Annotated in this window: 19 protein-coding genes and 1 pseudogene; 1 reads left to right on the forward strand and 19 read right to left on the reverse strand. The window is 39.9% G+C overall.

Annotated features, from left to right (window positions below; translation table 11 throughout):
* Nucleotides 1–7: 7 nt before the first annotated feature.
* The 18 genes from ACJ28U_RS10340 to ACJ28U_RS10425 form a co-directional block, all read right to left on the reverse strand.
* Complete coding sequence (locus ACJ28U_RS10340) at nt 8–598, reverse strand: hypothetical protein (RefSeq protein WP_407619210.1); 591 nt, start codon at nt 596–598, stop codon at nt 8–10.
* A gap of 72 nt (nt 599–670) precedes the next feature.
* A complete protein-coding gene (locus ACJ28U_RS10345) occupies nt 671–2,011 on the reverse strand; it encodes a GH25 family lysozyme (protein WP_407619211.1) in 1,341 nt (446 codons plus the stop codon).
* Between the two features lie 205 nt (nt 2,012–2,216).
* On the reverse strand, nt 2,217–3,215 hold the full coding sequence (locus ACJ28U_RS10350; protein WP_407619212.1) for an NlpC/P60 family protein: 999 nt from the start codon (nt 3,213–3,215) through the stop codon (nt 2,217–2,219).
* Nucleotides 3,216–3,366: 151 nt separating this feature from the next.
* Nucleotides 3,367–4,488, reverse strand: a complete 1,122-nt coding sequence (locus ACJ28U_RS10355; RefSeq protein WP_407619213.1) for a glucosaminidase domain-containing protein — start codon at nt 4,486–4,488, stop codon at nt 3,367–3,369.
* A gap of 167 nt (nt 4,489–4,655) precedes the next feature.
* Nucleotides 4,656–5,804 carry an acyltransferase family protein gene (locus ACJ28U_RS10360; protein ID WP_407619214.1) on the reverse strand — a complete coding sequence of 383 codons (1,149 nt, stop codon included), beginning with the start codon at nt 5,802–5,804 and terminating at the stop codon, nt 4,656–4,658.
* Between the two features lie 48 nt (nt 5,805–5,852).
* Nucleotides 5,853–7,214 carry an O-antigen ligase gene (locus tag ACJ28U_RS10365; RefSeq protein ID WP_271681341.1) on the reverse strand — a complete coding sequence of 454 codons (1,362 nt, stop codon included), beginning with the start codon at nt 7,212–7,214 and terminating at the stop codon, nt 5,853–5,855.
* A 12-nt stretch (nt 7,215–7,226) separates the two neighbouring features.
* Nucleotides 7,227–7,874: a hypothetical protein gene (locus ACJ28U_RS10370; RefSeq protein WP_407619215.1), complete on the reverse strand. Its 648-nt coding sequence runs from the start codon at nt 7,872–7,874 to the stop codon at nt 7,227–7,229.
* Nucleotides 7,875–7,903: 29 nt separating this feature from the next.
* Nucleotides 7,904–8,302 carry a glycerol-3-phosphate cytidylyltransferase gene (gene tagD, locus ACJ28U_RS10375; protein ID WP_062358660.1) on the reverse strand — a complete coding sequence of 133 codons (399 nt, stop codon included), beginning with the start codon at nt 8,300–8,302 and terminating at the stop codon, nt 7,904–7,906.
* A gap of 133 nt (nt 8,303–8,435) precedes the next feature.
* Nucleotides 8,436–9,494 carry a CDP-glycerol glycerophosphotransferase family protein gene (locus ACJ28U_RS10380; RefSeq protein WP_407619216.1) on the reverse strand — a complete coding sequence of 353 codons (1,059 nt, stop codon included), beginning with the start codon at nt 9,492–9,494 and terminating at the stop codon, nt 8,436–8,438.
* A gap of 233 nt (nt 9,495–9,727) precedes the next feature.
* Nucleotides 9,728–10,534 (reverse strand): ABC transporter permease, encoded by an 807-nt coding sequence (locus tag ACJ28U_RS10385; protein WP_407619217.1) that lies wholly within the window; start codon nt 10,532–10,534, stop codon nt 9,728–9,730.
* 11 nt (nt 10,535–10,545) lie between these two features.
* Entirely contained in the window at nt 10,546–11,664 is a 1,119-nt protein-coding gene (locus ACJ28U_RS10390) for an ABC transporter ATP-binding protein (protein ID WP_407619218.1), read from the reverse strand.
* Between the two features lie 146 nt (nt 11,665–11,810).
* A complete protein-coding gene (locus tag ACJ28U_RS10395) occupies nt 11,811–12,836 on the reverse strand; it encodes an alcohol dehydrogenase catalytic domain-containing protein (protein WP_145559694.1) in 1,026 nt (341 codons plus the stop codon).
* Nucleotides 12,826–13,536, reverse strand: coding sequence for a 2-C-methyl-D-erythritol 4-phosphate cytidylyltransferase (locus tag ACJ28U_RS10400; protein ID WP_060655197.1), 711 nt, complete (start codon nt 13,534–13,536; stop codon nt 12,826–12,828). Before ACJ28U_RS10400 ends, ACJ28U_RS10395 begins: the two co-directional genes overlap by 11 nt.
* A gap of 8 nt (nt 13,537–13,544) precedes the next feature.
* On the reverse strand, nt 13,545–14,339 hold the full coding sequence (locus ACJ28U_RS10405; protein WP_407619219.1) for a phosphorylcholine transferase LicD: 795 nt from the start codon (nt 14,337–14,339) through the stop codon (nt 13,545–13,547).
* 120 nt (nt 14,340–14,459) lie between these two features.
* A complete protein-coding gene (locus ACJ28U_RS10410; protein ID WP_407619220.1) occupies nt 14,460–15,635 on the reverse strand; it encodes a CDP-glycerol glycerophosphotransferase family protein in 1,176 nt (391 codons plus the stop codon).
* A 15-nt stretch (nt 15,636–15,650) separates the two neighbouring features.
* Nucleotides 15,651–18,803, reverse strand: a complete 3,153-nt coding sequence (locus ACJ28U_RS10415) for a glycosyltransferase (RefSeq protein ID WP_407619221.1) — start codon at nt 18,801–18,803, stop codon at nt 15,651–15,653.
* 3 nt (nt 18,804–18,806) lie between these two features.
* The gene (locus tag ACJ28U_RS10420; RefSeq protein WP_407619222.1) at nt 18,807–21,605 is read right to left on the reverse strand and encodes a YfhO family protein; all 2,799 of its coding nucleotides are present in this window, start codon (nt 21,603–21,605) and stop codon (nt 18,807–18,809) included.
* The gene (locus tag ACJ28U_RS10425; RefSeq protein ID WP_407619223.1) at nt 21,589–22,566 is read right to left on the reverse strand and encodes a glycosyltransferase family 2 protein; all 978 of its coding nucleotides are present in this window, start codon (nt 22,564–22,566) and stop codon (nt 21,589–21,591) included. The genes ACJ28U_RS10420 and ACJ28U_RS10425 overlap by 17 nt, the downstream gene beginning before the upstream one ends.
* Nucleotides 22,567–22,705: 139 nt before the next feature.
* On the opposite strand from ACJ28U_RS10425, the gene ACJ28U_RS10430 reads away from it, so the two are divergent.
* Nucleotides 22,706–23,083, forward strand: coding sequence for a GtrA family protein (locus ACJ28U_RS10430; RefSeq protein WP_407619225.1), 378 nt, complete (start codon nt 22,706–22,708; stop codon nt 23,081–23,083).
* A gap of 529 nt (nt 23,084–23,612) precedes the next feature.
* On the opposite strand, the pseudogene ACJ28U_RS10435 reads toward ACJ28U_RS10430, so the two are convergent.
* Nucleotides 23,613–23,844: pseudogene (locus ACJ28U_RS10435) on the reverse strand (phosphoglucosamine mutase); the annotation flags it as partial.

The raw sequence follows: 23,844 nt of genomic DNA on the forward strand, positions 1-23,844 counted from the left end.
TTCGTCATTATGAATTTGCTGAAGCAGATGTTGCTGATGAATCAGCGGCATCTGACGCAGTCGATGAACTGGCTGAACCAAAGTGAGACTCATACGTTGCAACAACGGGTTGTTGCGTTGATGAAGACTCACGAATCAATTCCTTCATCTCTTGGTCACCCAAGATTGAATCATCCAAGTGAGCAGCTTGCAATTCCTTGCGGGCATCCGCAATCATATCACTTGAAATGTTCGTGCCATCAGCAGTTTGGTTAGGATCGTACGATGCCATCCCCGAGTTGCTAGATGCTGGGGCACTTGAACTTGAAGCCGCATCGCTCGATGCCACTGGCGCAGCTTCTGATGACGCTGCGCTAGACGTCGCTTCTGACTCACTTGAGGCAACTGAAGAAGATGCTTCTGACGATGCTTCACTTGATGAACTTGCTGATTCAAGTGCTGACGTTTCTGCCTTCTCACTTGATGAACTGCTCTTCTTAGATGAAGACGTTTCTTCTGTACCAGGGTGTGTGTTCGTGTTTGCTGTCGCAAAGTAGAACCCACCACCGATAAGTGCTACAACAATAACACCCAAAATGGCTACTGCACTTTTTTTCATAATTTTGTCCTCCGTAGTCTTCATGACTCCCTAGTACCATTATACTAGATATTCACGATAATTTACGAATAATTAGCGAAGGAAGAATGTACCGTTATCACCGAAGTAGTACTTCTTACCATCAATTGTTTGCCAACCTTGTACGGCACGACCATCGTTACCTACGTAGTAACGCAATCCCCAAGCATTTTCCCATGAATTGTTTTGGCGTTGTCCGTTTTGGAACCAGTAGTATGAGCCCATGTAGAAGCGGAAACCAGTGAAGTACGAGCCATTCTCATACCACTTCCAGCCAGCTCCCATATCCATGAATCCTGACCATGGTGACAAGACACCATTACCATCAGCCTTGTACTTTTCTGCCTGGTTACTTACGATACCATTCTTACGCAAGTAGAACGTACCATCAGTACCGAAGAAGTACTTCTTACCACCGATCGAACGCACGCCTTGTACGGCACGTCCGTTGCTATCTGTGTAGTACTTCAAGCCCCAAGCTTCACGCCAACCATTATCTTGACGAATTCCACCATTACCGAACCAGTAGTACGTACCCATGTAGAAGCGGAAACCATCAAATGGCATCCCGTTCTCATACCAGCGCCAGCCACGACCACCATCGTAGTATCCTGACGCCTTCTTACCGTTGACGTAGTACACATCCCCACGGAAGCCAGTGAATGAATCACCCTTCATTGGTGAGCCGTAATCAATTGAGACATCAAATACACCGCTCACACCTGGGAACGTCGTATTTGAGTTCCATTGCCAAGCACCGTATGAACCGTACCATAGATCATTCTTGTTTGGGTTGTATGGATATGAGGCCATCCAAACATTGCGGTTACCGAATGATGACAAGTTCATGCCCATTTCTGATGAATAGCTGGCATATGTGTACAACATTTGGTTGTTGTAACCCAAATCATTCAAACGGTTACGGAAAGCCAATGCGTTGTTCGTCACATTCCCAGTCTTCGTGCTACTATCTTCCAAGTCATCAACCATGACAACTGACTTTGACAAGCCCAAGTTTGCAGCTTGGTTAGCAAAGTAATTCGCTTCAGTAACAGCACTACCAGAATCAGTAAAGTGTGCGTAGTGATAAACACCAATCTTCAAGCCAGCTGCTTGCGCGTTTGCAATTTGTTGGCGAGCGTATGGGTTAACGTACGTCGTGTGCTCCGTCAACTTCACGATGACACCCGTTACGCCGTACTTCTTCATTGTTTGGAAGTCTGATACTGACAAGTTTGGGTTCCATGATGAGATATCAACGAAATCCATTCGTGGCGCCGTTGAATCACCAGCTGTCGTTGATTCATATGTAGCCGCGTGCACTGGTGTTGTGACAGCAACCATACCGATTGAGGCAGCGACAAGACCACCCATTAGCAACTTTGAAAACTTCATGTTGCAATCCCCTTTTATAAATAAATAATTTCTACTTTTTATGACGTCTTCTAGTTTACGCATTTAAAATGTCGAAAGCGTTACAGCAAGATTTGAACTCACTACTTTATCTTTACAACAGAACGAATTTTCTATGAATTTTCAATGTCCAAATGAGACAAAGATAGGGCGACCAATACCAGTCGCCCTATCCTGACTATCATTTTTAGAAGTTAACCGTGTAGGCTTGTGGGTCACCCCAAACACCACGGATACCCGTTACCGTACCATATGTGGCTGAGTCAATCATCTGACCATTACCAAGGTAGATGCCGACGTGATACTCATTTCCTGTACCACCCCAGAACAACAAGTCTCCCGGTTGAGCTTGTGAATATGACTTAGGTTGACTACCATGTGATCGCAAGTAAGCTGCTTGGTTCCAAGTAACTGAACCAATATCTGGCAAACCAGCTTGTGAACGAACCAAGGCAACGTAACCAGCGCAATCCACACCGCTCCAAGTCTTACCACCCCAAGCGTATGGCAAACCAAGCATCTTCTTCGCTTGATCTGGCATTGCGTTCTTAATTGAACGCTCGAAGAACGTACCATCGTTTCCGAAATAGTGTGTACCACCAGAAACGTGCTTCACGCCTTGTGAAGCACGACCATCACCATCAACGTAATACTTCATGCCCCAGGCATTTTCCCACTTGTTTTGTTGGCGGACACCGTTCTCAAACCAGTAGTACGTACCCATGTAGAACCGGAAGCCTGTAAACTTTTGACCACCTTCATACCACTTCCAACCTTCACCTGCATCCGTGTAGCCAGACGTCTTACCACGAAGGAAGAATGTACCATTGTCACCAAAGTTGTAGGCAACACCATTAATGACGCGGTTACCTTGGACCGCACGTCCTTGGTTATCCGTGTAATACTTCATGCCCCAAGCTTCACGCCAACCTGAATCTTGACGAACACCATTAATGAACCAGTAGTACGTACCCATGTAGAACCGGAACCCCGTGTAACGTTGGCCATTTTCAAACCATAGCCATTGTCCGTCAGCATTCAAATAGCCTGACTTATGTTGTGATTGAATGTTTGCTAGTGTGTCAGCGTGTGACACCTCTTGTTGTGCAACAACCGCAGTCGTCATTGCAGCACCAGCAAGCATCGCAGATTTAACTGCAGTTTTCAGATTTTTGTATTTATCCATTGTCAAAATTGATTCACTTTCTGCTTACTTAATACCTAATAAACCATACTTACGATATAGTAGCAGAAAAACGTAACGATTCAATTACAATTCGTTAGCACAACGTTAAAATGCGGTAATCAGGACATCCTGATTACCGCATTTGCAATATCTATCTCATATAAAAAGTGCCGTTTGAGCCGAAATTATAGCGCTTACCATCAATCACGTGAATGCCTTGCACTGATCGGCCATCATTGCCGACGTAGTAATGCAGGCCCCACTGCGACACAAATTGATTGTGTTGGCGCACACCATTACGGAAGTAGTAGTAAGCTCCCATGTAGAATCGGAACCCCGTGTACATCTGCCCATTTTCTATCCAGCGCCAACCTGCTGGTGTATCAAAGTAACCGCTCCAAGGCTGCAACTCACCAGTACTTGATGCCCGGTACTTCTCTTGGTTATGCGCCACAGTTTGATTAGTTCGCAAATAAAATGTCCCATCGGCACCGAAATGATATCGCTTACCACCGATGGTACGCAACCCTTGTACGGCACGTCCTTCACCATCAACGTAATAGCGATATCCCCATGCGCTGCGCCAAGCATTGTTAATACGCGCACCGTTTTCGAACCAATAATACGTTCCCATATAGAATCGGAACCCTGTAAACTTCTGGCCATTTTCATACCAGAACCAGCCAGTACCGTCGTTAATATACCCACCATCCATTTCTTGAAGATGATAAGTTTCGATAACACGAATCAACTTCGCGGCATAATCAGGTGCCGTTGCATACTTTCCTTGTAGCCCATACGCTGCTTCTTTATAATTCGAAGCCTTTGATCGCCAGGCACCTGAATAGTAATTATGATTCCATGACAATCCGTTTGCCAATAGGCGCGCATTGCCTTCAAGCGATTCGCGAACACTGTTGTACTTTGCAAATTTTTCGGTCACCGTAATATAGTGGCCATTCACATATTCCTGGGTCGGCATCGCAACATACGCGCCACTACCACCCCACTTCACACCGAAATAGTTATTTGCCTTAGTTGAAAGCTGACTAGTACCCCAACCGCTCTCTAAAGCTGCTTGGGCCATTTGAATTGATGGATAAATCCCATACTCATTCGACACAGCCATCACTGCAGCCCTATTATTTTTGATAAACGCTTGCACTTGTGCGTTCGTTGCCCCAAAGGCTTGTTGACTCATGACCATCGTTGACATAAACGCCAACAACGTCAATAAGATTCCTTTGACCGTCTTTACTGCATTTCCACTCATGTAAACCGCTCCTCACAAAATAAATCCAGCCCTTAATATACCAAACAACCATAAAAAAGGCTGTGAACTATCAATGAATTTCATTACAGTTCACAGCCTTTTATTACAGGTTCGAGTCTATTTAATTGTTGTTAATTGTCTGTATCCAACATTGTTGATCTAAACACTTAAATCATGACGCCAATCTTAGCAAACCAACTTTTTACATGCTTCGCCGCCAGATTATAACCATACCCGGCTAAAGCACCCAACAAGAACACCACCAAGACATAACCAAGCAATGTACCCATGAACGCAACATCCAATCCAAATCCGGTTAAGCCCCAACTTGGAATGACGTGGGCATAGAGATAAGTTGCTGTTTGAAAAAAGAAGTCAAACGGTGCGCCAACGTGAAAAATGTAGATAAATAGGGTCGTGCCCGCCAACGAATTGACACTCTTACTTGAAAATTTCAAGCGCATAAACAGCGCAAAAATGATTGCCGCTAATACATACCCTGGGTAACCAATAAAGAAACCGGCGGCCGGCTTGGCATCAAATGACCAAACGTGCAAAACGCGCGCTAAGAATTCATGAGCCAGCATGTAATAAGCAATGAACATAATAATTCCTGCCCACAAATAACGTGATTTAACGTGTTGTAGTGGATTAAATTTACGCATATACCCACCCAATAAATAACCGACAAAAATCGTTGCCGCATTAATAGCGTCTCGGCCCAACGACAGGAACAACGTGAATTTAAACAAGACAGAAACAAAAATAATGACAATAATCAGTGCCAAAAAAGTTCGGTTATCTGTTAATTTATTTAGAAAACGATTCAGCGGATTAATGACAACTAACAGTAAGAAGTAAACACTCAAATACCAAAAGCCACCTAAATAGCCAAAAATCAAATGACTATCATCAAAAATATTACGCGTCGTATTAATTAATTCATAGAAAACCGGCCCAACCACGCCTAGCTTCCGCACTGCCATATAAATGACTGCAATAATGACACTAATGATGACTCCGTTATAAAGCAACATGCCAGCAAACTTAACGGCTGTAGCCATTGCCCGTTCAAAAGGATTTTTCTTCTCACGTGCGCTGATCAAGAAGTACCCAGAAATCATCGCAAACAAAATGACACCTAGCTGGCCAAACACATAACGCAGCATCAACAACACACCGCCTAATTCAATATTGTTAGAAATATATTGTGAATCACGTGTGCCAACAAAATTAACTAGACTGTGAAAGATAATAATCATTAACATTGCGACAATCCGCAACAACTCAAAATTACTTTGCTTTTCTTTTTTCATGCCCTACTCCTACAAAATAAAAGCGCCAATAAGGCGCTTTTAAAATTCTTATAAACTTGCTTCTGCTAAATGAATCACGCGCCAATAAAAGAAATACATCAATAACATTGGCCACGAAAAGGCATTTATTTGTGTAATCATCGCAACCATTAACGTTAATGGCACCATAACAAAGAATGCACGGATGACAATCCGATATTCAATCTGTTCCGGCTTGTCTGATTGTATCAACTGACGGTAGACATTCACCGCTCGAACAATCAAACCACCAAGCAACCAAATTGCACTAATCACAACAATTGCACCAAACCTAGCTAACCACCCCAAAAAGTCATTCAACACTGGATAAGCGGTTTTGCTATAAAAATTAATATACTCAGAATTGTGTTTACTCCATTCTGGTAAGAATTGCTCAATGAAGTTCCCTTCATTTCCGAAACCGACCCCAAAGAATGGATGGTGGATAAATGTCTGTAACAAACCGATGGCACCACCAAGACGATTGTCAGTTCCTTGCTTAGCAAACAACCATTTTTCGAAAATATCATGGACAACCGGTACAAAAAAGTACGCTGATATTACCACAGCTAACGATACAGCCCCGGCAATAAACAACCACTTACGCGTAGAACGTGGCGCAAACAATACCGTAAACAGGCCGAGTAAAGCAACCATCAGATAACCACTTGTCGAGCGAGCCATTAAGAACACCAGACTTAAAACGGCTATCAACACCCAAACAAGTTTTTGCAGGCGTCGTCCATTCTTTAGACGTTTCATTGGTTCTTGGACAATCGACACCAATATCGGCCCAAAAACAAGTCCCAGCAGCATAACTAAGAACGGTGCTTCAGGCTCGAAACCGTTAATACGGTGTTGCGTGGCTACATAACTTCCCGCATCATACCAAGCTCGGCTATCCCAATGACGTTCAAACAAACCCGCCAAAAAATTTGTCCAACCGGTAAATGGTAGTCGGAATGAAACCGCCAATTGTGGGACAATAACCACAACTAGATAAACCACCAAAGAAATAATTAATGATGCCAGAAATTTAAAGACTGAATCTGCATCACGAATAAATATCTTTTGTATCGTGTACGCAAACCAAATAACAATAATTAATTGCACGAACGTAAACCAACCGTGAATCAGGCCATACGTTTGATCACTATCACCATACGCCAGCGCATGCCAACCGAACAGTATAAATTGCACGACAATCAGTGCGCCCCAAATTTGAAGCGTACGTCGTTCTGGCAAAATATCTTGCACTAACGCCGGCTTAAAATTTAGTTGTACCAACAAAAAAATCAAAAACACAGGAAATGCAATTTGTGCAAAATTTTCAAACAGCGCGCTCGTAAACGTTTTTGGCAACAACGCAAACGGTAGTAACCAACCAACCATGCTGGCTACCTCCTATTGACGCTTTGAAGGACGCAAGTTTGCAATAATACCTGTAAACAGTGCCAAGATGATACCAATGCCTAACCCAGCACCAGCACCAAAAATGGCAGCCTTCTTTGGTGAAATCGGTTCAGAATCATCAGCTTTTGCAGCCCCTTGAATTGCCACCATCAATCGTGGTGCTGGCATACCTGGCACCAACTTAGGCGCCTTCGTAGCAAAAGCTTGCGCATAACTGTTAGCCAATGCAATTGCTTCTTTTTCATTTGGCATCAATACACGAGCACGCACCGTCAAAGTCCCAGATACTTGTTGCAACTTAGCGTACTTAACAACCGCCGCGTTATCTATTTTTTCAAACCCAGCAACACGCATCAAACGTGTTGTTTCATTCACAATTGTTCGATCATAAGAAACTGACAAGTATGTACGAACCAAATCCTTGTCAGCAGACAAGGCAGACTTTGGATCCTGCATCTTAACATAATTTGCATGACCAATGAACATCGCGCGTGAAGCTGAGTACGTGCCAGATGCCGGTGCGCTGTGCTTAGCAGCAAAGAACATGCCACCAGCTCCAATAATCGCTAATACGATAATCCACCACAAGTTCTTAAATAGGTGGCGTAAAAGGCCAGCCAACGTCATTTGATTATTCATATGTATACTCCTGAAAAATTAAAACTTACTCATCCATTTTGCAAATCTTGTTTGATTTGCGTTGTTGACACTTCTGGTGTCCTAGGCAGATAAATTACCTCTACGTCAGTTTGATCGGCCAGATAGTCAAACTCGCCTTGCCAATCATCCCCCATAACAAATGTATCTACCTGATAAAGAGTCATATCAGAAACTTTTTGTTCCCATGATTCTTCAGGAATAACTAAGTCGACATACCGAATTGCCTCAAGTAATTGCTTCCGCTTTTCAAACTCGAAATATGTTCGCTTATGTTTTTCCTGCCAGTTAAATTCATCTGTCGACAGGGCAACAATTAAATAGTCGCCCTGCTCTTTTGCCCGTCGAAGCAAATTGATATGTCCGTAGTGCAACATATCAAACGTCCCATACGTTATTACACGTTTCATCACTTTGCACCCTTCCTGCAGACCTACATTTGTTTATTATACATGAAAATGCCTATTTGTCGGCTAGTTATCTAAAAAGATTAAAAACAGCTTACGAAAAAAGCACATCCACGAAAGATGCGCTTTAATTTCTTTATGTGTGCTCTAGGATTGACTTGAATGCAAACGCTGCTTCGTCCCCGCCGTGAGGATTAAATCTACTGTTCAATGCCTCCAAAGCGTCGTAATCGTACTCTGCCTTGTTTAAGCAATCGATTAATTCAGCCTCTGAATACGAAACTGGCAAGCCAAGCGTTTCAGCCGTGAAATACAGCCCTCGCTTCACTTGGTATTCTTCCAAATCAGGTTGGAAAAGATAAACCGGCTTATGATATGGTGCGAAATCAAAGAATACACTCGAGAAATCCGTTATTAACAAATCCGATACCATAAACAGCTTATATAGCGAAAACTTATCAGCTGTAATAATTGACCCCGACTGCGTCGCACGAGAGAAATAATGGCCTCGATAGATAACCACATATTCCTTCGCCAGACGTTCCAACGTTGCGTCCGTTAACGTCGTTTGTTCTTTGGCGTCATAACCTCGGAAAGTAGGAACGTAAAGCAACACCTTTTTATTGCTCTTGATCCCTAGTTCCTTCTTAATGCGCTCTACATTAGTTTTACCTTCGTACCGTTCAACAATCTTTTTTCGTAGTTGCCCCGCATTAACAAATCGCTTTGTTCTTGGGAATACTTCCTTAAACTTATCAAGATCGTAATCACTATATGTAAACATATAGTCAAAAGCCACCTTGTCGTACCAATGCTGCACTAATGGCGCCAAGCCGATTTCTGTATGTCCCAACGCCTTCATTGGCACACCATGCCAGAATTGAATATATACATTATTATCGTGCTTAAAAGGAATTAGACGATCAATACTCGAATTAGCCACCCAATACTTTGAACGCAATAGGTGATAGAAAAACAATGGTGAGTTTGATGAAATTTTATTTGTAATTTCCGCCTGTTTAAAATCTGCCGGTCGGTTAAATGCCCAAACCAACTTGTAATCCGCATACGCTGGGTCTTCTCGGATTAAGTTAAATGCCTCTTTCGGCGTGTCGGAAAATTGCCTACCACTGTATGAGATAAATAATATTTGCTTTTCGTTCGGCTTAATAAATAGCTGGAGAAATTTAACCATCGTTACACCAACCCAATAATATAGCCAACCAAAGAGCGTTGAATTTTTTATAATGTTTTTTATTTGTTGTGCATGAATCAAAACGCTAACCTACCTTAATATCCTTATATTATAACAAAGAAAATACGGATATGCGGTTAACCTTATTAAACTCACATCTTTCAGTAATATAACGGCAACAAAAAAGGCACAAACCGAGCGGTTTGTGCCTTTTCTATGACCTTGTCTCTTTATTAAACCATATCAATAAATCGCTCACGGAATCGCAAGTGAATCATTGATCCAACCATTAACATCAGCAACGTTAATAACCAGAAGAATAATGCGTTTGAAGCCTTGTCCCAGAACCAAACATGATACAAGAAAGCGTCTCGGAATGATTCCAATACATAGTAGAATGGGAACATCTTAATAATCGTCACCAGTACAAATGGCAAATGCTTAGCGTCCATATTAATTACAACGCCCGAAGTAAAGAAAATCAACCGGAAAACCGCAGACATAGCCGGCTTATAGTCCGGAATAATCACTGTTAGCGTAGAATTAATCAAGTTGTGTGCCAGAACAGTTGAGAACATTGCAATGAAAGCATACACAAACTGTAACCAGTGTACATTTGGCATTTCACCAAACACTAGTAATAACACCAGCATTGCCACAGTCATAACAAAAAAGCGACGTAGCTCTTCCAACATTGGCATCACAGGAGCAACTGACATAGGGAAGCGGATTTTAGTCAACAATCCTAGTTGTGACTTAATTGACGTCAACCCCTTATTAAACGACCCTTGAATAAAGTACCATGGCACAATTCCAGTTAGCAGCCACAAAATGTACGGCTGCCCATTCACTGTGCCGTTGTACATACCCATACCAAAAACAAGGAAGTACGTTCCAATATAGATTGTTGGTTCCAAGTAATCCCAAATAGATCCAAGATAATTATCCGCCCAACGTGACTTAACATTAAATCGCGCTAAACGGTTGGCAATCGGTGCGTTTGAAAAGATTTCACGCATCACTTGCAAAAAATCAGTCATGTTATTTCTCCCTACTTCGCACTCAAATCATCAGCCATATGTTCAACATTTAACTCATGAATTTTCTCTGGTGACCAATTCGTAATTAAATGCGAAGGATGCTCAACAATATTTTTCATACCTAAGTTGAGAATAACCTTATCAGCAACGAAAACCGTTAACAGCAATAAAACAACCAAGATGGTCTTATCTACTACCGACCACCGCTCAGCTGAATGTCGATTGTGCGTTGACTTATAAATTGATGTTTCGATTTCAGCTGGCAAAACATCATTGCCCGTTATCTTGCGTTCACGCTTCAACGACTTTTCGTATAATTCATCCAAGCTAAAGTTCTGCTGCGCAGTTCGATATTCATTACGATACTTAGTTTGTTCCTTACCAGATAAAGCCTTGTAGTCAGCAATGAATTTATCATATGCGTTCATAACTTCTTCTGTAGGCCCGAACATTCGCACTTCACCATAGTGCATCCAAAGTACCCGATCGGCCATTTCACGAACTTGGCCTAGCGAGTGTGACACAAAGAAAATCGTCTTTCCTTGTTGCTGGAATTCCTTGATTTTTGCCAGTGACTTACGATTAAACGTTGCATCTCCAACCGACAATGCTTCATCAACAATCAAAATGTCCGGATTTGTGTGTACAGAAATTGAAAAACCAAGTTTTGACTTCATACCCGATGAGTAACTTTTAACTTGTTGATCAATGAAATCACCCAATTCAGAGAACGCAATGATTTCATCCATTTTCGCATCAATTTCTTCATTTGTTAATCCTAGCATAAGGGCCTTGAGTCGAATGTTTTCACGTCCACTCATATTTCCCTTCAAGCCAGCATTAATCGCAATTAACGATGTTTCACCGTTAATCTCAATCTCCCCTGAAGTTGGTGGCACAATACCCGCAACCATCTTCATCAGCGTTGACTTACCTGAACCGTTGTTTCCAACGATGGCAACCGTCTCACCTTCAAAGGCCTCAAAATTCACTCCACGAACAGCCCAAAACTTTGGGAAGTTCGTCTTGAAAAAGAGTGACTTCATCTTATCAGACTTTGTAGGAGCCATTTCATATTGCTTTGTGACGTACGATGCTCGCACCTTCACTTGTCGCTCTTCTTCAGCCACAACATTATCTCCATCGTTCTAAATAATTGCACGGTCTTTAAATTTTTTAAAATAAAAAGAATACCGTCAATAATTATACCCCTAACCTGTATAAAAAAGAACATTCGCTTAACAGAAGCGAATGTTCTTTTGGTTATTCTTAAAGACTACATGTGCCAATCGAGTACTGTCTTACCCCAATTCATCGTCAAGTCCTCATCAAACGCATCCGTAATGTCTTTGATTTCGGTAACATGCTTGACGTTTTGCACCAACAATTCTAAACGTTCCTTAACCGCGTGATTATTCGCGACCAAGTCAATCGCCATTTGGAAATCTTCGCGGGATGAACGCGTTGTTCCTGCCAACGTAATCCCCTTTTCCAACACCATTCGTGTATTAATGGCAATTGGATTTTCTGAAACACCAGACAAGACAATTGCCCCACGCGGATTGATAATATCAATAATTTGATTTGTCGCCGCTTCTGACCCACGACCACCAACGGCCTCAATTGCTTGATCCAGTTTCAAATCAGCTGGTACTTCATCAATTTGGACTGTATTGGCAAAACTGATAAAATCCAACTTTTCTTGATGCTTTCCAAACACATAGAGTTCTGAGTCTGGGAACATTTCACGCGCAACAACTGCCGTCATATACGCGACATTGCCATCACCCCAGATACCAATTTTATCTTGTCGGTTAATCATCGTTTCCTGCAAACGGCGTACAGCCTGTACAGCAACGGACACAACCTCTAAAAAGGCATTCATCGTCGATTGCGCACCAGCAGGTATCTCAATCAAACTTTCTGGTTCAATTGTGACATATTCACGCATAAAACCATCTTCCGTAGAGGAACGGAACGTTGATGATCGCAAATAATTATCTGCAATTAAATTATCATGGCCATGTGCATGCGTGGGAATCATGACAACTTTGGTCCCAGGCGTAAAAGTGCCTGTATTATCACGCACCACTTCACCAACTGCTTCGTGAATCAAAGCCATCGGCAAACGTGCAGCTAAAACTTCCTTATCTCGTGTTCCGGTGTAATAACGTTCATCTGCTCGGCAAATTGACATTAACGTTGGTCGCACAATTACCTTACCTGGTGTATTCAAATCTGTTGACGTCGTCACGCGTTCAATTTGGCGGACACCTGTCAAACGGTAAACATTATTGAACATCCAAATTCTCCCGTGCAATGATGTTAGCAATACGCAAATCGTAAGGTCGTGTCACCTTGATATTAGACTCATCGCCAGCAACAATTCCAACTTTGTGTCCTGCCAGCAACATCACCTTAGCTGAATCAGAAAGAATGTTGCGTTCTTCTTCAGTCATATTATTATATTGCGTCTCAAAGGCCGTAATGTTAACTGTTTGTGGCGTTTGACCCTGATACATTTCATCACGAACTGGAATATCTGTAATCATACCGTCCTTGGCGCGGACAATCGTGTCAGTTGCGCCAATAACCGTATCAACCGCCTTATACACCTTGGCAGCTTCAATATTATCCATGATAATGCGTCGTGAGATAAACGGGCGAACAGCATCGTGCATAACCAATACATCGTCCGCGTTCAAGCCGAAGTTATCTTTGATGTAGTTAATAGCCCCCATCACAGTATCGTTACGTTCGGCACCGCCTTCAATCACAACAATGCGTTGGTCATCGATATACTTGGCAATCAAGTCCTTTGCGTACTGCATCCACTTGGGGTGAATTGACACAATGATCTTGTCAAATTCAGCAATCAATGAAAACTTCTCCAACGTATGGATAATAATAGGCTTATCTGCCAAATTCAAAAATTGCTTTGGACGCTCTGTGTGCCCCATTCGGCTACCGATGCCACCTGCCATTACTTGTGCATAAATCATTTATCTACCTACTCCTTAGTAAAAAACCTTGCGTGCTTATTTTCTGACTTAATTGGCGTTTGCCAATCTCCAAAAAATTGCGTTAAATATTGATTGAAATTTTGTGGGATATATACTTCCGCACCCTCGAAATTTTTCATGATCAACGGGGCAAAAATATTACCATTAAATATTTCTTTTCTCCCATACATACCATTCAGGACCCCAATAGCATTAGGGTCCTGAATACCGCGAACCAAACGATTTGACGCTTTAATTTCCAATTCAACGAAACGATGCGTTTGTTTATAAGAAACTATTTTTCTTAGACCTCGCTTTAACGGCACAATTTGTGCATCATCTGGGAAATTTCCTGTCGACCTGGCGACGTTTCGTAAAACATTTAAAACTTTATGCGCCAATAAGAAAACCTTTAACTTAATCCCCATCTGTACCTGATCAACTGGAAAAATATCAATAAACACACCGTGATTAATTTTATAATAATCTGATTGTGCGATAGTCTCCGAATCAACTACTCGCGCATTCGGCACCAATGTATCCTCGTCTTCTTCAGTCATCAATCGAAATCTTGAATTAGTTGGTTGATAATGCTTCATCAACCAGTCGTAGTCCTCACGAAATAAACCCACGTCTAAATCATCATCCCATGGAATAAAACCATCATGGCGCACAAGTCCAAGCATACTGCCACCAAGCAGTAACAACCGCCGGTTATTTTGTGATGCAAAGTTAGCAAGATCCTGCAACATTTCGCGTGTAAGTGCTTGAACCTCGTTAATCGTCATTTCATGCTTAACCATGAAAGTACCCCATTTCAAAATTCAGTATGTGTTAAGTATAGCAAAAGTGTTAACAACGTCAATTTTATTATGTAAGCAAAAAGCCGAGCACAACGTCTCGGCTTTTTGCTTATCGATAAATTATCGAAAATCAACAAAATTATTTTCTAGCGCGTCAACAAATCGTTTAGATGCCTTACCATCTAAGTCATCGAAGTAATATGCCAAAAAATTATCCAGGCTTTGAGGATTAAATTCATTGACTCGCTCAATCTCCGTCACCAAAGAATCCATATCCCTAACAATTGGTCCAGGAACAAATTCTTGATAATCCACATAAAAATCTCGTGAAGCCGTGTATTCTTCAAGGTCTGGCGCAAAGAATATTGTCTTCTTCCGCAACAAGCTATATTCAAATACAACCGACGAGTAATCAGTAATTAATGCATCCGAAACTAGCAATAAGTCATTAACTTCCCGGTACGAAGACACATCATAAAAGAAGTCCGCATATTCTTCAGGAATTTGCACCTTGTTTTTCACGAAGGGATGAATCTTAAACAACACGACATACCCAGCTGCAGATAGCTTAGTATATAGCTTTTCAAAATCAATCCAATCAAAGTTGTAGTACGCCGACCTTTGGCCATTGCCACGAAAAGTTGGTGCAAAAAGCACAACTTTTTTACCTTTAATAAAGGGTAATTCTTCTTCAAGTCGAGTAACAACCGACTGCTTATAAGTCGTATCGAAAAACATGTCTGTACGTGGTGCACCAAGAGGCAACACCTTCCTGTCATCTATGCCGAAACCTTCAGCATAGAATGGTGCCACATGCTTCGAAGAAACAATCGCCCAGGTATAATTTTTATGGTTCTTGGATGTTGGCTTAGGCCCACCTGGTAACCCCATTCGACTAAACCCAAATGTTTTGAAGGCACCCACTGCGTGCCAAACCTGAATTAAATTCACGTTATCCCGAATTTTCAACGGATACACTAGCGGATAAAAATCATCCAGCAACACGTGTTGACTAGTTGCGATTAGCCAAGCAATTTTCGTGTACTCACTAAACGTTTTTTTAGCTGAATTTGTTTTTTTAAGCATATAGCTAATTTTCAAGTCGGTTTGACGTGACTTGATTTCTCGATCGATATACTCAAAATTCCCAGTTAGATTCGATCGCGAATCCGATAAAAACGCTACTGCATCTTTACGAATTGGCAATAATGTGAATATCTTATACACAATTCTAAAATATGCTTTTTTAGATTTATTAAAAAATTTTTTGAACTTTTTCTTTATTTTAGTGAACATTCAGAAATAGTGCCCTCATCTTCTAGTTAATCTTTTAACGAATTTGCGAACTGATTTCAATGGCGTCGCAATTTGATAACTGATAGGTCGAACGAACTTTTTATTTGCTGTTACAAATCCCACATTAGTAACCAATCTTGGAGTGCCCCCCGGAGTGGGATATAATCCGTATGAAATAAACTCATCGTCCTCACCTATTTCAATAGGCATTTGCAACGCTTTTCTAAATTGCGTCGATCCATGGGAATGAATCTTACTCAAAGCAACGACATTCCCATTTGCCTCAACAGCGCCTAAGTATTTTTCTTTTTTAGTCTCATCAAGAATGGCATTGTATGAATCCACTAATTTTAAAGCGGCACTTTCAACATTTAAACTACCAAAGTAAGCGTTTCGTTTTATCTCATCTCTAACGTTCAATTGCATCATTTTATTATAAATACTGTCCATTGGAAATGCATCCAGATCAAAGAAATCATCAACAACCTTTTGGTACGAATCTAACATTGATCTGTCTATAGAAAAATCCTTAATGAACGCAACAAAATCCTCCAAAGAGTAAAATGTTGGTCCGAATCCACCGTCTGGCATATTAACATCTGTGTATGTATGTGAGCCATTCACATACTCATCATTATCCGGAATGAAGAAAGCGACCGGAACATGTCGTTCAACAGCATCATACAAATATGACGAAAAATCAGTTACGAAAAGATCGTAGTCAGTTAAATTCACGCTACCAGAAACAAACTTGACCCGTGAATTTTGTTCGAGCTTATTCCCTAACACGTTGTACATTATTGGATGAAGTTTAATATCTAATTCAATATCTCGGTTGATAAATTCATTTTCTAGATTATCATTTCCAACCAACGTTTGAAGTGTCTTAAAAATCTCCGATCGAATCATTTTTTCCTCGTTTGGCATCCAACCGGTTTTCGTGCTTCTACCTAGCATGAGACTTGCACGCCACGATGGTGCAAACAGCACTTTCATACCTTTTCGATTCTTCAAATCGTGTGATTGGTAGTTAGCGATATTTAAGCGGGAATCAAATCGAGGCATCCCAGATAACAAGACCATATCTGAATCAAAATGATATTCATTCAACAAGTAATCACGTTCGAATTTTGAAGAGGCAACAATCAGCTTATAAAAGTCTTGCTTCTCTCTACTATTTAATCGAGCCATTTTTGCATGTAGCACCCCATGCTGCAAATACACAACATTTGGATTAAAGAAACCCGAAGCTTTTTTCAACTGATATGCTGAGTACGGAGAAAATTCATTCGCATCCTGAAATGACGTTATAACGTATGTAGCAGTCAAAAAAAGTTTCCGATGTGTTAATGATCCATATGGTACCAGTCTATCTTCAAATTCAGCATAACCTGGTATATAATCTTCGAATCCATCATGAACAATATAATAACGCTTAATATTGTCATTTTTATCCTTATCATTTAGAAACTGAAAGAATGCATTGTCAATTTTCCCAACAAAATCCGAATACAACCAGACCTCTTCTGTACTATTTTGTTGCTCACGTAAATCTGAAAAAATGGGCAAATTTCCATACAGCTCAAAAGCAACTGCCTGTTGGTATGATACATAGTCAGAAATATCAGCCTTTGTAAGGGTAAAACTAAAATTATTTAAATTCATCCGTAAATACCGACCATCAGGAAGGTGCACTGTATCATTTCCAGACGACAACGGTACTAATCGAGAATTTTTGACGTCTACCAAATTAGTCCTAAACGTATGACCAAACATATGGAATTCAAATTCTACACTACTGCTGATTTCATCCAATGGAATTTTTGTATCAAAAGCATAGAAAGTATATAACTTATGTTTTTGACCTAAATATGAATATGAAGAAACATAAGTATCAATTAACCGGCCTTTATCCCCATCAATCTTTACACTTACTTCAGGTCGATACTTATCCGTAAAGTAAAATTTCATAACGGCAGATACCCTAAGGGCTCCATCTTGCAACTCTAAGCCTGTAAGAATAACTTCAAAATGTTTATCTTCTAAAATCACCTCACCGTCTTGTATCACTTGGATAGAATTCCCTTTTGGGTGTAGCTCTATATCTCCACGCATCTCCACAAACTTATTAATTATAAATTGACCTGCATTTTTATTAGCACCCATACCTGTTGTAAAAATTTCAGGTGAAATACTTCTTAAAATACGTTTCATTGAATTATTCCAAGAGGTATACTCGGCCTCATTTAGGTGCATTGGGAACAACCTTGACATTTTCAAGCGAGCACCAAATTCGTTCAGAAGTATCCCCGCACCCGCGGGTGAAACATAGTCACCAACGATCAGTTTTTCAACAACTCTGTCGGCCCACTTCAAGATCATTTTGTAAGACGTAACTGAGCTACTATACTTATCAACAGTAGAGTACTTGTTTTTTAGATAGTGATAAGTAATCCCTTTTGAAATTCGTCCGAGGCCGTTACCAGAACTGACATACTGCGCAACAAAAATGGAATCTTCTGCGTATGGCAAATCCTCTTCAAAATAGATTTTATTATCTTCCAAATTACGAATTAAAACATTCAAGCGTGCTTGCGCAATCCAATAATATTCATTTTCAGAATAGACACTGCCTTGAATATTTGGGAATACTTTTGGCGATTTCCATGTAAACCGATACCTCACTTTATCTGTAGTGGGGTGTCTACTTACAGTCATGCTACGGACGTTAGTTGGGAAACCATACTCAGAAAATTGGCGTTCAGAATATTCGTTAAAATAGTATTCCGGATAAGTAACAATGTTCACATCAGTGAATTCTGAAGAATTCAACAAATCTAGAACGCTTGAAAAATCACTTTGGCCAAAAAAATCATCTGAGTCCATAAATGTAATCCACGTCCCCGTGGCGTGCGTTAACCCAAGATTACGTGCGTGAGATACGCCTTTGCCTTCGCCGTCCAACATTACTATATTGGCCTTTGTATATTTTCGTTGAAAATCTTGAGCCACTTGAAGTGAATCATCCGTGGAACCATCATCGATGATAATAACCTCAAAATTTTCAAAATCCTCACTGCTTTTTTGTTTAAATATTGAATTCAAAGTTTCTGTAATCGTTAGTTCCGAATTATACATTGGAACTATGATAGAAATTTTATCGTCCATTAATCAGTTTCCTCTCTTAACAAATACAAACTTCAACATAGTAACCAGTATAATTAGACTTACCAAACTAATAATAAATCCTGCTTTTAACCCTGGAGTACTATATTTCAAATGCACATTTTTTGTATCTTTAGTTACTTTTAACCCCAGAAATCCATCATTTACCTCAATTAATTTGGCTCCAGAATTTTTATTTTTTACCTGCCAACCCGATGAAAACGGAATATTAGTAATAACAATGCCATTTTCTCCGGAAAGTTTGATATCAACACTAGAATGAGTCTTATTTACTAATTCCGCCGTATTGTTAGTACTTGAAATTTTTTCAAGTTGCTTATTAGCCGCCGAGAGGTTGGTTTTCTCCACAGAGAAATTAAAAGCAAAATCACCTGAATGATCAAAAGTCACATCAATATATTGAATCTTGTTATTCCGAGTTGATATTCCTGCATTCATCACACCTTCAGTTTGTTCAACAAAGTTAGCTCCTGCCCAAACAGAATTCTGCGCAATTGCTGTTTTCCCATACCCTGGAACAGTGAAGCTCATCTTCCAAGGCGTGTCATCGCTTAGTACCACATTCTCAAAACTCTGTATCTTATCAAATTTTGATAACGATCCATTTTGTATTTCAGCAGTCTCTTTCCATTGCATAAATTTAGAGATTGGCGTTACCTTTAAGTTCTTATACTCAAGCAACAATTGCTGTGTTCCGACACCTACGTTATCGTCCGACACAGGAATTCTAACTACAGAATTGGCTTTATAATTTCGCACAATCACTTTATCTCGAAGTACCTTAAGATTTTTAGTGTTTACATTTTTCAAAGATACATTTTTAACAACACCCAAGTTACCTTCTTCATTGCTAGCCTTCACATTATTATTAGACGCTACACCATGAATTAACATAATCTCTTTTTCTGCTGGAGTGGCTTTTTTAAACCTACCTAGTGAATAAACTTGATTATTATGAGCATACCAAGCTTCACGTTTAGAGAAAGGATTTGAAAACAAGCTATACTGCCCATCATGGGATAAACGTTTTGATCCTGGGAATTTCGAAACACCAGATGTATCACTTCCTATAGAATAATTTGCTCCCAAACTCATTGCCAATAAATATCTATCATCCAAGTGTCTAATAGGATATGAAGCAAGTGTCCCAGCTATCTTATTATCCATTCCAAACTTTATCATCGAAGGCATTGCCGTCGATACATAGGTACCAATACTATGTGCTGGAGATAAGAAATCATTCAAAATTCCAAAGCCAAAAAAATCATACGAAGTTTGCTTATCATATATAGTATGCACGTCGTGTTTATTTGATAATACTTTTGCAACATCAATTGGCAAATCAAGGCGTTTAGTCAAACTATTTCTATTGATAAAACTTACATTGACAGTAGAATTTTTGCTTGAAAAAATACCAATGTTTAAACTAAGAATCATAGAGATAACAACCAAAGCTGAAACGCGCAATGTTTTAGTATGCGGCTCAGCTAGTGCAAAAATTACGACATACCCAATGAACGCGACCGTAATGTTTATAACCGTGCTTAACGAAATTCCTTGCAGATAAAATGAAGGCATTGCTAAAATCACGAACACCATTAGAACAAATGCCATGCGTCGCTTTTGAGTTTGCTTTTCCTGCTCGGTTGCCGTCATTAAACTCATAAATCCTAATATTGGAAGAACAAATAAAACAAACATCCATCGATTTGTTGGCATATTTCCAAGAGAAAAAACAACCGCAAAACATGGAAACATCAGTGCTACAGTTGATAGCAACAGAAGCACAGACACAACTTTATATTTTTTAATATTAGTTAACAACCAAGCGAATCCCAAAGTTACCGCGCCACTAGAGAACCCTTGCAAATATGCCATCAAAGGCGTACCAGTACCCGTAACGCCAACAGGAATCGTTAACAATCTCAAATAATAAGATAGCCCGTACAAAGCAGGAGTATTTAACAATCCACTACCCGCACGGGGTGAATTGTGTAATGTTATATACACTGGAACCAAAAAAACAGCAGCGATACCAACAGCTAATGAAATTAAAAGTATAGACTTTAGCCAAAATCCAATAGCGTTTATTCCTTCAGCTGCAATTTTATTTCTTTCAATAAAAAACTGAACAACGAACACTATTAGAGTAACCAAGGCCAGTACAATTCCCCAATAAAAACTATTTAATATAAGTAACGGAATGGTTATAAGTATAAGTTTATAATTTCCATCGAAAAAAATTCTTTCTACTCCTACTATCAAAATTGGTAAATATATCAGAGCGGTTAAAAACGGCGAATGGTTAATCGCTGCATAAAAACCAAAAGTTGCAAAAACATAGGAGATTGATCCGACCACCAAGGTACCACCCTTAAAGCCAAACTTGGAAGCCATGAACGAAAAAGAAACGCCCGCCGCAATTAATTTCAAACCGATAATTAATTGATATCCCATCGCTATATGAGCGGCACTAAAAAATAAAATTAAATATGCAAACGGATCACCAACAATGTAGTACGAATATGCCGTAAACCAATCCTGTCCGGTCCCTAAATTCCACGACCATGTGCCCACTCTGAAAGGATGCTGAATAAACGACCAAACCATTGTACGGAAGTCTTTAAAAATCGGTAGGTATTGCCTAAAGGCATCATCAGTTACCAACATAGACTTGCCGGATAAAATTAATAATCCAAAGGTCGATATAATCACTATTCCCACAACAGCAATAGTCCAAAGTAAATCTTTTGTTCTTAACTTTGAATTATCGAATATCATCATTTTCACCCTCACTTCTTTTTTTCATAGATTCCGCAGTTAAGAAGTCTTCTACAAAATACAAAGGACGGTTTTTTGACTCATAAAAAATTTTGCCAATATAGGTTCCAGCTATCCCTAAAGTAATTAACTGAAGTCCACCTAAAAATAACACGGCTGTCATTATTGACGGAAAACCTGGAACGTCCTTTCCTAAGAAAATAGTTTGAATAAGAATAATGATTCCGTATACAAACCCGAACAAAGCAAACACGCTACCTATGTAGGCCGCAAAAGTCAACGGTGCTGTGGTGAAAGAAGTAACGCCATCGATAGCCAACTTCATTAATTTTTTAAAATTAAATTTTGTTGTACCGCCCACTCGTTCAGCTGCATCAAAAAATATTTCTTTTTTTCTAAATCCTACCCAACCATACATTCCTTTCATGTATCGAGATTGCTCTCGAAGCTGAATGAATGCATCCACAACTTTCCGGTCTAATAATCTAAAATCTCCTGCATTTGGATAGATTTCAACACCTTGCTCAGTAACGCCTTGTAAAATTTTATAATAAAGTTCCGACGTTTTTTTCTTTAACCACGGCTCTCCTACTCGTTCCTGACGGGTAGCATATATGTCATCATACCCTTGCTCCCACCATTTTAAAAACTCGGGAATCAAATATGGCGGATGCTGCAAATCTGAATCCATCATTATAACTGCGTCTCCTTCTGCGTGATCAAGACCCGCCAAAAGAGCCGTCTCTTTCCCATAGTTACGTGACAAATCAACTATTTTAACTCGTGAGTCATTTATCATAATTTTCTGGAGAATTTCCACACTCTGGTCCTTAGAACCATCGTTAGAAAAAACCAACTCAAATTCATATCTTTCTACGGAATCGATTACCTGAGTAATCGCATCATAAAATGGTTTTAAACTCTCCTCTTCATTGTAAAAAGGAACAACAACTGACACTAACATATACCTACTCCATTTTCTATATTCGATATATTTTATCATAAATTTGAGGTTTCATTCTAAATTTGCTAGACTAGACAGTATTATTGTGAAAATATTAAATTTGGTAGGTACATTCATGTTGAAATTTATACAAAAAAACATGTCCATTATTTCCTATATTTTTTTCGGTGGACTAACCACGCTTGTGAGCCTTGGATCTTATTCGCTATTCATTGTTCTTTTCCACATGAATTACCAAATAAGCAATATTCTCTCTTGGATTTTGTCCGTCACATTTGCATATTTTACAAACAAACATTTTGTTTTCAAATCAAAACCAACATCCTCACACGAATCACTAAAACAAATATTTTCTTTTTTTTCAGCTCGTATAAGTACATTAATATTGGAAATAATCATCTTATGGGTAGGAATTACATTATTACACGGTAATGAGTATGTCTGGAAGTTTATTGATCAAATCATTATCCTTGTAGCTAACTACGCCGCAAGTAAAGTAATATTTAATAAAAAATAACTAAATGAAAATGCTATAATCCCCTTGCGATTGATACTCAACATTTTATTATTTCGAGTATCAACCGCAAGGGGATTTATTATCTAGAAAACCAAAATATATTCATCTGAATTTAAAGCCGACTTAGTTTGGAGTATTTATCGTCAACAGAATCGGTGCGGGATTTACCTACCGGAACCATCTGTCTGAATGGACTTTTCGGAATCACCCAATAAAAAGTGGGTATTTAATTTCACACAAGCGTAATTTGGCAACGTAGCACTAGCGCATAACATCAGCGAAACCGAAAATAGTACACCGACTATTCAAACGTTTTCTTGCGCCTTCAATTCGCAAGGAAACGTACACATCAAAACCATTCAACAGTTACATAGCGAATCACGTTGTGCAACGCATCCTATACCGGCCTGGTACGCCATAATGGAACGTTGGTGGAACAAATTCAAACCACGTTGGATGGATGAATCCGATGGCAAAAAGTGGCCTCACACCGTACGAATGCCGGAATGAGGCCACTTTTCTTCATAAATTAAATTCCTACTTCTGCACGAACAACATCAACGATGCGATCGACATAAGCCCCAACTAATTCTTCGGTTTGGGCTTCTGCCATCACACGTAACAAATCTTGCGTACCTGAAGGACGTACCAAAACGCGACCGTTGTCACCCATTTCGGCTTCTACTTCAGCAATCACTTGCTTAATCGCTTCGTTCTCTAGCGCAGCCTTCTTGTCTTGGACCTTCACATTAACCAACTTT

Origin of the sequence: Weissella sp. MSCH1, assembly GCF_045799135.1 — a bacterium.
In the GTDB taxonomy this organism is placed as follows: domain Bacteria; phylum Bacillota; class Bacilli; order Lactobacillales; family Lactobacillaceae; genus Weissella.